13 protein-coding genes are annotated in these 14,341 nt (G+C 33.5%); 2 read left to right on the top strand and 11 right to left on the bottom strand.

The features are described 5' to 3' along the window. Window positions 1-251 precede the first annotated feature (251 nt). The 6 genes from codY to dprA all read right to left on the bottom strand — a co-directional run bounded on the left by codY (window position 252) and on the right by dprA (window position 7,073). Window positions 252-1,034 carry a GTP-sensing pleiotropic transcriptional regulator CodY gene (gene codY / locus CI949_RS03340; RefSeq protein ID WP_108140862.1) on the bottom strand — a complete coding sequence of 261 codons (783 nt, stop codon included), beginning with the start codon at window positions 1,032-1,034 and terminating at the stop codon, window positions 252-254. A 28-nt stretch (window positions 1,035-1,062) separates the two neighbouring features. Next, a complete protein-coding gene (gene hslU / locus CI949_RS03335) occupies window positions 1,063-2,460 on the bottom strand; it encodes an ATP-dependent protease ATPase subunit HslU (RefSeq protein ID WP_290762992.1) in 1,398 nt (465 codons plus the stop codon). Continuing rightward, window positions 2,432-3,001: an ATP-dependent protease subunit HslV gene (gene hslV, locus CI949_RS03330; RefSeq protein ID WP_290762990.1), complete on the bottom strand. Its 570-nt coding sequence runs from the start codon at window positions 2,999-3,001 to the stop codon at window positions 2,432-2,434. Before hslV ends, hslU begins: the two co-directional genes overlap by 29 nt. Before the next feature lie 274 nt (window positions 3,002-3,275). Then, window positions 3,276-5,354 carry a type I DNA topoisomerase gene (topA, locus tag CI949_RS03325; protein ID WP_290762988.1) on the bottom strand — a complete coding sequence of 693 codons (2,079 nt, stop codon included), beginning with the start codon at window positions 5,352-5,354 and terminating at the stop codon, window positions 3,276-3,278. Between the two features lie 24 nt (window positions 5,355-5,378). Further along, a complete protein-coding gene (locus tag CI949_RS03320; RefSeq protein WP_108140853.1) occupies window positions 5,379-5,867 on the bottom strand; it encodes a DUF494 family protein in 489 nt (162 codons plus the stop codon). Between the two features lie 63 nt (window positions 5,868-5,930). Further along, window positions 5,931-7,073: a DNA-processing protein DprA gene (dprA, locus tag CI949_RS03315; protein WP_290762985.1), complete on the bottom strand. Its 1,143-nt coding sequence runs from the start codon at window positions 7,071-7,073 to the stop codon at window positions 5,931-5,933. Between the two features lie 154 nt (window positions 7,074-7,227). Here dprA and CI949_RS03310 point away from each other — a divergent pair, with 154 nt between their 5' ends. Beyond that, a complete protein-coding gene (locus tag CI949_RS03310; RefSeq protein ID WP_290762983.1) occupies window positions 7,228-8,718 on the top strand; it encodes a TrkH family potassium uptake protein in 1,491 nt (496 codons plus the stop codon). A gap of 32 nt (window positions 8,719-8,750) precedes the next feature. After that, on the top strand, window positions 8,751-9,425 hold the full coding sequence (locus CI949_RS03305) for a TrkA family potassium uptake protein (protein ID WP_108140847.1): 675 nt from the start codon (window positions 8,751-8,753) through the stop codon (window positions 9,423-9,425). 37 nt (window positions 9,426-9,462) lie between these two features. Here the strand turns inward: CI949_RS03305 and CI949_RS03300 are convergent, their stop codons facing one another. The 5 genes from CI949_RS03300 to CI949_RS03280 form a co-directional block, all read right to left on the bottom strand. Beyond that, complete coding sequence (locus tag CI949_RS03300) at window positions 9,463-10,239, bottom strand: SIMPL domain-containing protein (RefSeq protein ID WP_290762980.1); 777 nt, start codon at window positions 10,237-10,239, stop codon at window positions 9,463-9,465. A gap of 92 nt (window positions 10,240-10,331) precedes the next feature. Continuing rightward, window positions 10,332-10,730 (bottom strand): biopolymer transporter ExbD, encoded by a 399-nt coding sequence (locus CI949_RS03295; protein ID WP_290762978.1) that lies wholly within the window; start codon window positions 10,728-10,730, stop codon window positions 10,332-10,334. After that, window positions 10,714-11,346, bottom strand: a complete 633-nt coding sequence (locus tag CI949_RS03290) for a MotA/TolQ/ExbB proton channel family protein (protein WP_290762976.1) — start codon at window positions 11,344-11,346, stop codon at window positions 10,714-10,716. Before CI949_RS03290 ends, CI949_RS03295 begins: the two co-directional genes overlap by 17 nt. 15 nt (window positions 11,347-11,361) lie before the next feature. Beyond that, a complete protein-coding gene (locus tag CI949_RS03285; RefSeq protein ID WP_290762974.1) occupies window positions 11,362-12,438 on the bottom strand; it encodes an energy transducer TonB in 1,077 nt (358 codons plus the stop codon). Window positions 12,439-12,464: 26 nt separating this feature from the next. Next, window positions 12,465-14,252, bottom strand: coding sequence for a TonB-dependent siderophore receptor (locus tag CI949_RS03280; RefSeq protein ID WP_290762972.1), 1,788 nt, complete (start codon window positions 14,250-14,252; stop codon window positions 12,465-12,467). Between the last annotated feature and the right edge of the window lie 89 nt (window positions 14,253-14,341).

The raw sequence follows: 14,341 nt of genomic DNA, 5'->3' as shown, positions 1-14,341 counted from the left end.
ATATTTACAACTGACATAACTCCTGCACCTCCTTTCTGGTTTTAGCCTCCGACAGCATCAACTCTAAACACAACTGTATTAAATACAGCACCAGCATTTAGATCAACTGTCGTGTGTATTTTGCCACAAAAAAGTATACCATAGACTTGAGTTTTAATCAAGCGTTTTTTGAAAAAATCTTTTTTGTCTGGCGGTTAAAAGGCTCCTCAAATAAATTAAGGAGCCTTTAATATCAGCATACTAAACTTTATTTACGCTTTAAGTTTTTCTAATTCATCTAATAAATTATCATTAAGAACTTTAATATATGTTCCTTTCATTCCTAATGAGCGGGATTCAATAACTCCAGCACTTTCAAATTTGCGAAGTGCATTTACAATAACTGACCTTGTAATACCGACTCTATCTGCAACTTTACTGGCTACTAATAGACCTTCCTCTCCGTCTAATTCCTCAAAGATATGTTCAATTGCTTCCAGCTCAGAATAGGACAGAGTATCAATAGCAATCTGCACTGCAGCTTTTTTGCGGGCTTCTTTTTCTACTCTTTCACTACGGGCTCTTAAAATTTCCATTCCCACAACTGAAGCACCATACTCAGCTAAAACTAAATCTTCATCATCAAATTCAGATCCATAACGAGCTAAGACTAAAGTTCCCAGTCTGTCGCCACCGCCAATTACAGGTACAATTGTTGTTAATTTGTCTTCAAATAAGCAGTCTTCTCCATCAGCAAAAACACACTTTCCGTCTTTTTGCTCAATGTTAGACTTAGTCTCTCTGATTCGCAAAAGACCTTTGTTATATTCATCAGGAAATTCACCATGATCAATAACTTCTTCTTCCATAATATCACATTCAAAATCATCGAGCAGACTGTAACCTAAAATCTTTCCTTTTTTACTTGTTACATATACATTACACTGCACAGCCTCTTTTAGAACATAAGCCATATCAGAAAAATCTACTGCATTTCCACCTGTTCTCTGTAATAACCGATTAATCTTTCTACTTTTTTCTAATAAACTACCCATTTTTATCTCCTCCATTTTCAGTTTTAAATTATAGAATATATTTACTTAAATCTTTATTTGCCACAACATCTTTCAATTTATCATTAACATAGTCCACATTAATTTCTATTTCTTTCTCTGCTAAGGTTGGAGCCTCAAAAGAAAGATCTTCAAGCAGTTTTTCCATTATAGTATGCAGTCTTCTGGCTCCAATATTTTCTGTTTCCTCATTGATATCATAAGCAAAACTAGAAATTTCATCAACAGCAGCTTCAGTAAATTCAATCTTTAGCCCTTCTGTCTCCAGTAAAGCCTTATACTGCTTGACCAGAGAATTCTGCGGCAGCAGGAGTATATCTTTGAAATTTTCGCGGCTGAGGCTGTCTAAATTAACTCTCAGCGGGAATCTACCCTGCAGCTCCGGTATCAAATCAGCGGGTGAAGAAACATGAAAGGCACCAGCAGCAATAAGTAATATGTGGTCTGTTTTAACTGAACCGTGCTTGGTACTTACTGTTGAGCCTTCAACTATAGGCAGAATATCACGCTGCACACCCTGTCTGGAAACCTCGGGACCTGAATTAGATTCTCTACCTGCAATTTTATCAATTTCGTCTAAAAAGATTATTCCATCTTCCTCAACTTTTTCTATTGCTTCAGCTTTGACCTGATCCATATCTATCAGTTTTTGAGCTTCTTCATCTTTAAGCATCTCTTTAGCCTGAGCAACTGTAACTTTTTTCTTCTGTTTTTTATTAGGAAAAATATTTCCCAGCATATCCTGAAAGTTAATTCCCATCTGCTCTACACCGGATTCAGAAAAAACCTCCATCATCTGAGAGTTGTTTTCCTCGACTTCAATTTCTATTTTCTGATCATCAAGTTTGCCTTCTTTAATTCTTTTAAACATTCTCTTTCTTCTGGCAGCTACTCGATCATCAGTATCAGACTTAGAAGCATTAATATCATCAACTAAATTTGAATAATAATCATCTTTTCCTTTTGATTTAGCAGGAAACATATGATTAACAATTCGCTGAATAGCCTGATTTTCTGCTTCTTTTTCAACCTCTTCCATTTTTTCTTCCTTGACCATTCTGATTGCTGATTCAGTTAAATCTCTGATCATTGATTCTACATCACGACCAACATAACCTACCTCAGTAAATTTGGTCACTTCAATTTTTATAAATGGAGCTCTGGCAATTTTAGCAAGCCTGCGAGCAATTTCAGTTTTACCAACACCAGTCGGCCCAATCATTAAAATGTTTTTTGGAATGATTTCGTCTTTCATGTCATCTTTAACCAGTTTTCTTCGATATCTGTTTCTTAAAGCTATAGCTACTGATTTTTTTGCTTTGTCCTGGCCAATTATATATTTATCAAGTTCAGCAACGATCTCTTTTGGGGTTAATTGATTATTCACCTGTTTCAGACTCACCTCCATTTAACTCCTCTAAAGTAATATTTTCATTGGTATAAATACAAATAGAAGCCGCTATTTTGAGTGCTTCACTGGCGATATCCCCGGCATTCAGACCCTGGCTGTGTTTTGTGAGTGCTGTAGCAGCCGCACGTGCATAAGGGCCACCAGAACCAATAGCAGTAATATTGCCATCAGGTTCAATCACATCACCATTACCTGAAATAATAAGGATTTCATCCAGATTTGCAACAATTAGCAAAGCTTCAAGTTTTCGTAAAATTTTATCTGTCCGCCATTCTTTGGCCAGCTCAACAGCTGCCCGCTGCAGACTTCCATGGTACTCCTCCAGCTTCCCCTCAAATTTTTCAAAAAGGGTAAAAGCATCTGCAGATGTCCCGGCAAATCCAGCTAAAATTTCACCATTATATAATCTTCTGACTTTTCTGGCTGTACTCTTCATAACAGTATTGCCCAGTGTTACCTGGCCGTCTCCTGCCAGAGCCATACAACCATTATGTTTTACAGCAACTATGGTAGTTGCATCAAAATCTGTAATTGACAATTTAGAACCTCCTTTACTTATAATCTTATATTTTTTAAATTGTCACATGATTCAAAATATTTTAATCTATTTTGTTTATATTACCATGAAAAGATTAAAAAAGTCAAGTTATCGCTCTAAATTTCACAATATTTTAATCATTTTTTAATCTTTTCCATACTCAGAATTTGCTCTTATTAGTTATTATTATTATTGTAAACGCTTTCTGAGTCTGGTTTTTAAAAGCTTTCTCCAGAGTTCGACAAAAAGTCCGGAGAAAGCTTGAGAATATCACTTAATCTGCTTTTTCAGTATGTCCACATTCTTTGTTGGTACATTTATAATGTTTACCTTTGGCTTTAGTAGTTTTTTCTACCATCAGACTTCCGCATTCAGGACACGGCTTTTTGACCGGTTTATTCCAGCTCATAAAATTACAGTCGGGGTAATTACTACAGCCATAAAAGGTTCTTCCTTTTTTGGATGTCCGTTCAATAATCTCGCCATCCTCACATTCAGGACAGTCAACTCCAGTTTTAATCAAATAAGGTTTTGTGTTTTTGCATTCTGGATAACTGGAGCAGGCTAAGAATTTACCATAGCGTCCGTATTTAACTACCATTGGACTGCCGCATTCATCACAGACCTCATCTGTTTCTTCAACTATTTGAACACTTTCCATATTTTCTCTTGCGTTTTCCAGTCTTTCGTAGAATGGCTCATAAAAATCTCTAAGGATTTTTTTCCACTCTTCATTTCCTTTTTCAATTTCATCAAGCCGCTTTTCAAGTTCAGCTGTAAATTCTACATCAGTTACATCCGGAAAATATTCGGTTAATAACTCAGTTACTGTCTCTCCCAACTCTGTTGGTTTAAAATATCTTCCCTCTTTTTCAACATAATCTCTGGATTCAATAGTTGAAAGTGTAGGAGCATAGGTGCTTGGACGTCCTATTCCCTCTTCTTCCAGAGTTTTTACCAGGGTCGCCTCAGAGTATCTGGGAGGTGGAGTGGTAAAATGCTGCTCGGGATTTGTATCTACCAAACTGTAACTGTCACCTTCATTTAAAACTGGAAGGTCAATATCATCTTCTTTTTCCTTACCGGTTAAAATTAAATGACCGGGGAATAAAAGGCGAGATCCACTGACTCTAAATTTATATTTATCTCCAGCCTTAAACTGAGCTGAAATACTCTCATAAAGTGCTGGACTCATCTGACTGGCGACAAATCGCTTCCAGATTAAATCATACAATTTATATTGATCTTTTGATAAGTGCTTTTTCATTTTTTCAGGTGTGCGCTGAGTATCGGTAGGCCTGATAGCCTCATGAGCATCCTGAGCATTAGAGTTGTTCTTAGACTTTTTCTTCGAGCTTTTTAAGAATTTATCTCCAAATTTATTTAAAATATAATCCTTAGCTCCATTTTTTGCTTCATTAGAAAGTCTGGTGCTGTCTGTTCTGATATAAGAAATCAAACCAACTGTACCTTCGCTTCCAATATCTATACCTTCATAAAGCTGCTGAGCTAAATACATAGTCTTTTTAGCAGTATAGTTAAGCTTATTAGAAGCTCTCTGCTGTAAAGTTGAAGTTGTAAAAGGTGATTTAGGATTGCGTCTTCTCTTACGCTTTTTAACTTTTATAATCTCAAAATCTTCTTTTTGGATGTCATTTATTACCTGATCAACTTCTTCTTTGCTTTCCAGATTAAACTTTTTATTATTAATTCTGTATAAATCTGCCTTAAGCTGTTCCCCATTTTCATTTTTAAGCTGAATCTCTAAGGTCCAGTATTCTTCTTCATCAAAATTACGGATTTCTTCTTCTCTTTCACAGATAATCCTCACTGCAACAGACTGTACTCTACCAGCACTTAAACCCTTACGAACCTTTTTCCAGAGTAAAGGGCTTAAACGATAACCTACCAGTCTATCCAGCAGTCTTCTGGCCTGCTGAGCATCTACCAGGTCTTTGTTAATCGAGCGCGGATTTTTGATAGCATTCTGAATCGCATTTTTTGTAATTTCGTTAAATTCGATTCTATTATTTTCTTCATCAGATAATTTTAAGGCATAGGCTAAATGCCAGGAAATAGCCTCACCCTCTCTATCGGGGTCAGTTGCAAGATAAACTTCTTCACTTTTTTTAGCTTCTTTACGTAATTTATTTAAAGTTTTTCCTTTACCACGAATAGTTATATAATTTGGTTCGAAATCATTTTCTAAATCTATCCCTAATTTACTCTTAGGTAAATCACGGACATGTCCCATTGAAGCTTCAACTTTATAATTTCTACCTAAAAACTTCTTGATAGTCTTTGCCTTTGCGGGTGACTCAACAATTACTAAATTCTTTTTTTTCTTTGCCATTAAATTGATACCTCCAGTAAACTCTTAGTTTACTCTTTGCTGTTTTGAAAAATTTCCATCAAACTCATTAATTTCAGCAGAAATTGTCATCATTAATTCTGAATCATCAACTACATCATTAATTATATCCCAAACAAGGTCAGTTTTAAGATCATCAATTGTTGCAATTTCCATCATTCTATAAATTATTATTTCCAGTTCATCTGCTGATAAGATGCCAAGAGCGTTTAATTTGTAAATAATTGCTTTAATTTCTTTACTAAAATAAAAATTTTCCACTTTAGTAAAAACTCGATTATAGCCGCTTGACATTTCATAATCTATATAAAAATCACGATCTTCAACAGAAATCACTTCACTAAATATAACTTCAAATGCCTCGCTGATGTTTTCAATTGTATATCCCTGATTTTCAAGTTCAATTATAATATCTTCCTGTTTACGCCAGAGATCTTCATCATGGAGCATTTTTTGAATAAGAATGCTTAAAATTTCTATAACTTTTTTATTCATATTATTCTGGCATTTCTGCCGTTTAGGCCTCCCTATCGTAAAAAATCTTTAACTAGTATATTATTATATTGGTTTTAGGAGATTTTGTAAACCCTTAAACTGATATTTTTTCCCTTTTAAGCGAATTATCAGATCCATTAATTCTAATTTTATCAGTATTTTATCAACTTTTTCTGTAGTCAGATTACTTAATTTTAATAAATCAGCATAATATATTTCAACTTCATGCTGAAAAAGTTTCAGTATTTTAATTTCATCTGAATTTAATTCGGGATAAATTTTACTTATTTGTTTAGCATCATTTACAAATTCATTTTCACTATCAATCTGTTGTAAATATCTACTTAAAAAATCTATAATATCACTTACTTGTGTAAAAATTGCTGCCCCTTTTTTAATCAATCTGTTACAGCCAACAGAATTTGGTCGATCAATATTTCCTGGTACAGCCATAATATCTTTCCCCTGGTCTAAAGCATAATCAACTGTAATCAAAGTCCCACTTTTTTCGCCAGCTTCTACTACTAAAATTAAATCTGCCAGACCACTAATAATTCTATTTCGGCGGGGGAAATTTTTTGCTCGCGGAGCTACAGCTGGATTGAATTCTGTCAGCATTAAGCCTTTTGCAATAATTTTTTGCGAAAGCAATTTATTTTGAGAAGGATATAAATAATCAAAGCCATTTCCTAAAACAGCTGTAGTGATACCGCAATCTGCTGCTAATGCACCCTGATGAGCAGTGCTGTCTATTCCATTGGCCAGCCCACTAATTATATTTACTCCCTTTTCTGCCAGTTTAGAAGCGGTTCTGCTTGCTATTTTACGTCCATAGACAGTAGAATTTCTGGAACCAATTACAGCAACAGCAGGAAGCTGAAAATTTAATACTCCTTTATAGAAAATTACTGGTGGTGGGTCATAAATTTCTTTTAATCTAGCTGGATATTTTTGGTTATAAAAAGTTAGATAATTAATATTTTTCTTTTTTAATTCAGCAGCTATTTTCTGAGGCTTAAATTTTTCTTTCTGATCATTAAATATCCTTATCTTCTTTTCTGTTAACCCTAAATTTATTAACTGCTGCTTATTTAAACTCCACATTTTGTTAAGATTATTTAGATTACTTATTAATTCAATAATAGTCCGGGGTCCAAAACCACTCAACTGATTTAAAAAAATTACTGCCAGACTGTTTATATCCATAATTTACCTCCTTGATTTTAATTATATTATATACCCAAATAATGTAAAAATCAATTTGATTAATTAAAATTAAGGCTAAAAAAGGAAATGCTCGTTTATTCTTGAATACTATAATTAACGGAAATCATTAAAATTTTAAAAGGGGGTAAAGTTATTGCTGAAATCTACTAAGTATAATACTATTTTATATTTTCTGAGCATCCTGGCTTTTATTATGGGCTTAATTATGGTTATCCCTCTGATACTGGCCTTTATTTACCAGGATGGTAATGAGATCTATCAGGCATTTTACTATACAATTATTATAGCTTTAATTACCGGTACCCTCTTAAAACTGCCGACTGACCCTGAAAATATTTACATAGATTTAACAACAGCCATGCTGCTTTGTGCCACAGGCTGGATAATTGTTTCCCTAATCGGCGCCTTACCTTTTATGATTGGGATCGAAAAATCATTTATTGATTCCTTTTTTGAAGCTGTAAGTGGCTTTACTACTACAGGAATCACCGTCTTTACCGGCCTTGATTCAATGGCAAAATCTATAATTTTCTGGCGAAGTTTGATGCAGCTTTTAGGTGGTCTGGGAATTTTAACATTTTTTCTTTTGATTTCTACTAGAGCTCAGGGAGAAACCTGGCAGCTTTTTAGTGCAGAAAGTCACAAAATTAATGTTTCCCGGCCTGTACCTAATGTTTTTAAAACTGTAAAAATACTCTGGCTGATTTACCTTGGTTTTATGCTGCTGCAGAGTCTAATCTTGATTTTACTGGGGTTATCTCCATTTGATGCCTTTACTCACAGCTTTACAACCCTATCAACCGGAGGTTTTTCCCATTATGATGCCAGCATCGCTCACTATGCAAATAGCGGCTACAGCAATTATATTTTAATTGAATATGTAATAACATTTTTTATGTTTTTAGGTGGGGTTAACTTTTTACTTCATTTTAGATTTTTTACAAAAGATTTTGCAAGCATCAAAAAAAATAGTGAATTAAAGACTTTTGTCAGGCTGATTTTATATTCAACTATTTTTATTAGTATTTTAATTATAATTTTAAATACTGCCGCAGATTTCAATGCTGAAGAAATTTTTCGTAAAACTTTATTTCAGGTAACATCGATTATTACTACAACCGGTTTTGGAACACATAATATTAATTCCAGTTTTTTTCCGGCTGCAGCCAGACAGATCTTTATAGTTTTTATGCTGATTGGCGGGAGTGTTGGTTCCACCTCAGGTGGGATTAAGGTAATGCGCTTAAATATTTTGGGAGGCTTATTTAAAAGAGAGGTTAAGAAAATATATTTACCAAATCATGCTGTCTTGCCGGTCACACTTGATAAAAGTATTATTGAAAGTGATGAAATAAATAAATTAACAGGGTTATTTTCTTTCTGGCTTTTTTTAATTGTAGTCGGGGGGATTATAACCTCAGTTTTTTCTGATTTAAATGGCTGGCAGGCTTTTTCTGGTATGTTTTCAGCTATGGGTAATATAGGTCCTTTCTTCTTTTCTGTAGAAAAGATGGCGTCTCTTTCTCCTGTAATAAAGATGACCTATATAATAGGAATGCTGGCTGGAAGATTAGAAATTTTACCGATTATCATTTTATTTACTAAAAAAGCCTGGGAAGAATAGTTTTTATTAATTTGCAAATTGGAGGTATTGATATGTATATCATTATTGCTGGTGGAGGTATTGCAGGAAGGAACTTAACTAAAAATCTTGTGCAAAAACATGATGTAATTGTTATTGAAAAAGAACAGAGTGTTGCAGAAAAAATATACAGCCGTTATGGAGCAGTAACTGTACTGGGAAGTGCTACAAGAATTGATATTTTAAAAGAAGCTGGAATAGAAAAATGTGATGTTGCAATTGCGGTAATGAGAGATGATGCAGATAATCTTTCTTTTTCACTTTTAGCCAAAAATTTTGGAGTAGAAAAAATTCTGGTAAGAATGAGAGAGCCGGAATATGAAAATGCCTACCAGATGGCTGGAGCTACGAATATTGCAGCAACTATGGAATTGATAGTAGATCGCTTTATTACTGATATTGAAGAACCGGATGTACGGAAGGTAGCTTCACTTGGAGATGGTAAAGCTGAGGTTTCAATTTTAACCATTCCACCTGAATCACCAATTTCCGGAATGAAAATTTCTGATATAGTGAGCCAGAAAACATTTCCAGAAAACTGTGTAATCGCAGGAATATATGATAAAGCTCAGGACAGATACATTGTTCCCCGCGGAAATAGAGAAATTTTTGCAGGAAATCAGGTTTTCCTGGTCGCCTCCAAAGATGATATGGAAAGTGCTGCTAACTTTCTTTTATATAATAAATAATGAAACTGAGTGCATCCAGTGCACTCAGTTTTTTAGTTTAGTATAATTCTATTTCTGCCGAAAGTGAAACACTAATATTTACCTTCTGTTCTGCCAGGGGCACTTCAGAAAAGTCTGCAGACTCTGCAGTTCTGCTCATTGCTTTTAAAGCATCACTGCCATAAATATTCTGCTGTCCAAAATTAAGTTCTTTGATTCTGTAATTTTCCTTATCTAAATTTTCGGCCATAAAAGCAGCTTTATCTTTAAGACTGCTTAATGCTGCTGCTGTGACTTCCTCTAAAGCTTTTTCGTTGCTTTCTAAACGATAGTTTATGTTAACAACTCTGTTAGCTCCTGCATCAAGTAATCTGCCCAAAAGAACAGATAATTCTCCTAAATTTTTTGAAGTGAATTTTATCTGATTATTGACCTGATAATAAGTTACTCTTTCTTCACCATTTTCTTCTTCTCTTTCTTCATATCTGGTATAGGGATAAACTCTAAAACCCTGTGTTTCTAAATTTTCCAGCTCTTCCGCTTTTAAAATAGCCATCAACTCACTCATTATTCTGTTGTTTTCTTCTACTGCTGCTGATTGTTCTCTACTTTCATTTTCAAAGCCAAGCACCACATCAACAATATCAGGATCATATTCCTGCTGCTGACTGATACTTAAATTAGTAGTAATATAGTCTTTTTCTACCTTTTCTACTGGCTCTTCTCTCTCAGCTGTTTCAACCGCTGGAGTATTAAAATATAAACCATTGACAACTATTACAGATAATAAAATCAAAGCTATAAAAACTAAAAACATGCCTACATTTCTGTTCATAAATAACCCCTCCGTTTACTATTCATTATTTTATTTGCTTAATAATTAATCTCTTAATTATATAATTCTAATAAGATGGAGAAAATCCTTTTTTATTTTTTCTCCTTCAGGGCAAAAGATATATTTTGAAAGCCGTTATTTTTAAATTTTTCGATTAAAAATACCAGTGAATCAAAATTACTCTCTTGATCAGCATAGATTTTAACTTTTTCGACCGGGCCAGCATTTAACTCAGTAAATAATTTATCCAGCTGCTGCCTGGTGTATTCCTTTTCCTGATAATATATCTGGTTTTCGTGATCCAAAAAGATACTAATATTTTTCTGCTCTGAACTCTGACCAATGCTGCTCTCCGGCACTCTAATATTATATAAAGCTTCTTCTCCCTGTAAAGTTGAAGAGACAAGAAAGAAAATTAAAAGTAAAAAGACAATATCTATCATTGGAGCCAGATTTAAAGTTGAACTTTTCTTTTTAGGCTGATATTTCACTTTTATTCAGCTCCTTAATCTCTTTTTTATAAAGAATGCTCTCACTTTCTAACCTTAAGTTATTGAGCTGATTATGAAGTTTTTCTATTTTAGCATAAAAATAGTGATAAAAAGCTGCAGCAGGTATTGATATGATTAAGCCAGCAGCGGTAGTAAATAAAGCTTCTGAGATTCCAACTGCCATCTGCTCCGGACTGCCCCCCACACCTAAAACCTGAAATGTTTTAATCATACCGCTTACTGTCCCCAGCAGACCTAAGGTTGGTGAAACCTGAGCAATAAAATTTAAAAAACCTAAGTGTTTTTCAAGCTGCGGCAGTTTATCAACTTCTTCTGCATCAAGATATAAGTTAAATTCCTCTCTACTTTTTGGTTTTTTAGTTAAAAGATTATTATAAATTTCAGCAGCTACTCCCTTTTTATTCTTTAAAATACTGGCCTGCTGTTTATTATCATTAAAATTAAGAACTGCCTTTAAATATTTATCCTTATCAATTTGCCTATAATTTAAAAAAAATATTATACTCCTCTCAAAAACTATAAAAATCATAAAAAATGCTGCTAAAAGCAGTGGATAGGAAACAATACCTGCTGTTTCAATAAACTCTGTAATCATAAATTTTACCTCCAGTTAATTTAACTTAAAACGAATTGGCAGATTAACAATTACCTCAACTTTAATACCATCTTTTTCTGCAGCTTCAAATCTCCAGTTGGAAACTGCACTAAGAGCAGCCTGATCAAAAGAGTCATAACCAGAGCTTTGACTGATTTTTAAATCATGAGCCTTACCAGCTTTATCTATTCTCAAAGATATTATTACTTCCCCTTCAATATTTCTTTTTCTCAAGTTAGAAGGATATTCTGGCTGAGTATAATTTTTCAGACCAGGCTTTTCTATGCCATTTTCGCCATTTCTTAAATCATAAACTTCCTTTTTCTCATTATTCTGAGGGGCTCCCTCAGTAGAAAACTCTTTATTCTCCGCCTTGTTTTCCGATTTATTATCTCTATTCTTTCCAGCTTCTTCTGGTTCATTTACTCCTGAATTCTGATTGCTACTACTTAAATTTTTATTAACTTCATTTTCTTGATCAGCTGAATCATCATTTTCTAATTCAGCTAGATAACTATCCAAATCAAATTTATCTTCTTTTTCTACTTTATTTTTAGTTACTGCTTTTTTTGAATTATCTTTTTTATTTTCAGTTTCTGAATTATTTAACCAGGCCGGCATTGTCTCCTGTTTTTTTTCTAATTCTTTGTTTTCTAAAGAAGTCTCTTCCTGTTCTGTTGGTTTTATTTTATCCAGTTTTTCATTATTTTCAGCTTCCTGAGCTTCTTTTTTAGGCTCTTCAACTTTTTCTTCAATTTTTAAATCATTATCCTGCTGAATCTTTTCTAATTCCTTTTCTTCATTTTTGTTTGAACTACTTTTATCTACTTCCTCATTTTTAACCTTTTTCTCTTTAGAATCATTTTCTTCCTGCTCATTTTCAGATTCTTTAAGTTCTACATTATTTCCTGCCTGAGTATTTTCTGCAGCGGGATTATTAGAAGCAGTTAATAATAGTTCAATTTCAACCTCTTTTTTTTCAACAGGTTTTATATCCTCTGCCAGAAACCCTAAAGAAGCAGCTTCCAGCAGCAGGATAAGGGATAATGATAAGAGGAAGGCTGTCAGAGATATTGTTTTATTATACTTCATTATCATCATCCTTTCTTTTGCTTTAATTAAAAGTTAGTGCTTAGGTTTACCATAAAGTTGCGCCCCGGCATTGGATAACCGTCTACTACTTCGTATTCTTTGTCGAAAAGATTGTTGATTTCAACTGAAAGACTGGTTTTATCATTTAAATTCCTGATATATGTTAAATCAGAAACAAAATAAGCTCCCATGTCTGCTTCCGAAATATAATCCATTCTTTCTCCAGTATAACTATTTTCTAAAATGATTTTATTAGCTTCATTTATTTGATAACTTAAATTAACATTGTACTTATGATAGGGCATATCTCCAATTTGTTTGCCAGTGCTTTCATTTTCAGCATCTAAATAGTTATAATTAAATTCTAGCTGAAAATCTTTGATCTTTCTTTGAGCACTAAATTCCACACCATTTATTAAGGCAGAATCGATATTTTCTGGCAAATAACTTAGCGGATCCGGAGAAATCATGTCTTCAATCTCTCTTTTGTAGAAAGTAATTTGCCTACTGCATGATTGATCATTATATTTAAGACCAATTTCATATGAATCTGATTTTTCAGGTTTTAAGTCAGGGTTTGAAAAGCCAGGATAATATAGATCCATATATGTTGGAGGTCTAAAAGATTTACCTGCAGCCGCAACTAAATTAAGGTTATTATTTAAACTATAGTTTAAAGCTAATTCAGGACTAATTTCTGAACCATATTTTTGATGTTTATCATATCTTAAGCCAAAATTAACTTCAATTACCTTATTAATCGCATATTTATCCTGTATATAAACTGCTTTATTCACATTATCCTCATCATACAGATCATCATAATCTACCTGTTCTGCTTCAATTTCAACACCATAACTTAGGGTATGCTTATTTAAAAAATGAGTTTGCTGAGCATTAATTCCCCATTTTTCAATATTAGTCTCAGCATTATATGACAAGTCAAGCATCTGCTGTCGATTATTAAACAGGCTTACTTCTCTACTTAGGTTGTCAAGTTCTTCTTGATATAGGAATTTAAAATTTTGATCACTGTTTTCTAAAGAACCAGCCTGAGCAAGAAAAACAGCATCTGTAAATTCAGGATCAGCCCCTGGATAGTCAATTTGATTATCATTATATTTGTAATTAAAAATAAGATTTTTGTTTGTACTCAAATTATATTGATATTTTAAAAATAAACTATCTTTTTGCTGTGCTATATTATTACGATGTCCTTCAGAATCCAATTTAGAATAGTTAATTAAAAAATTATACTTTTTGCCAACAAATGATTTAGATAAAGAAAGCTTTTTATGATTATATGAACCATAAGATAATTTTAAACCAAATTCATCATTTTTTGCTTCCTTGGTAATAATATTAATTACTCCTCCCATAGCATTGGCACCATAAACAGCAGAAGCTGGAGATTTTAAAATTTCTATTCTTTTAATTATATTTAAATCAATAAAATCAAGGTTTATGCTTCCATCCTGAGGATTATTATACTTTTGCCCATCAAGTAAAACCAGAATTCTTTTGCCCCTCATTCCTCTAATAATAATATCCTGGTTAGCTGGGGCGCCTCCACTATTTTTAATATGTATTCCTCCTGTACCGGCCAATAGATCTGCTAAATTCCTGGCATTGCTCTCTTCTATCTCTTCCTGATCAATAACCTCAATACTGACCGGAGTCTCCATAATACTTTCCTGATAACGACTTGCTGTCACAACAACCTCATCCAATTCCATAACTTCTTCCTGGGCACTTACCGGCACTACAAAAATCAAGAGTGCTGTAAGCATGACTAAAACTGTTTTTCTTAACATAAATAATTCCTCCTTGAGTTTTTTGTCTGCTCACAGCCACCTAAGACAAAAAGGCTAAATAAACAAAAAATGACACCCTAAGGATACAT

The organism is Halanaerobium sp., assembly GCF_003070835.1.
The sequence above is the reverse complement of the archived record's forward strand: the minus strand, read 5'-3'. Positions and strand labels throughout refer to the sequence as shown.

Coding starts and splice junctions, on each gene's coding strand:
- codY (WP_108140862.1), bottom strand. CDS start 1,034: ATGGGTAGTTTATTAGAAAAAAGTAGAAAGATTAATCGGTTATTACAG.
- hslU (WP_290762992.1), bottom strand. CDS start 2,460: ATGGAGGTGAGTCTGAAACAGGTGAATAATCAATTAACCCCAAAAGAG.
- topA (WP_290762988.1), bottom strand. CDS start 5,354: ATGGCAAAGAAAAAAAAGAATTTAGTAATTGTTGAGTCACCCGCAAAG.
- CI949_RS03320 (WP_108140853.1), bottom strand. CDS start 5,867: ATGAATAAAAAAGTTATAGAAATTTTAAGCATTCTTATTCAAAAAATG.
- dprA (WP_290762985.1), bottom strand. CDS start 7,073: ATGGATATAAACAGTCTGGCAGTAATTTTTTTAAATCAGTTGAGTGGT.
- CI949_RS03305 (WP_108140847.1), top strand. CDS start 8,751: ATGTATATCATTATTGCTGGTGGAGGTATTGCAGGAAGGAACTTAACT.
- CI949_RS03300 (WP_290762980.1), bottom strand. CDS start 10,239: ATGAACAGAAATGTAGGCATGTTTTTAGTTTTTATAGCTTTGATTTTA.
- CI949_RS03290 (WP_290762976.1), bottom strand. CDS start 11,346: ATGATTACAGAGTTTATTGAAACAGCAGGTATTGTTTCCTATCCACTG.
- CI949_RS03285 (WP_290762974.1), bottom strand. CDS start 12,438: ATGAAGTATAATAAAACAATATCTCTGACAGCCTTCCTCTTATCATTA.
- CI949_RS03280 (WP_290762972.1), bottom strand. CDS start 14,252: ATGTTAAGAAAAACAGTTTTAGTCATGCTTACAGCACTCTTGATTTTT.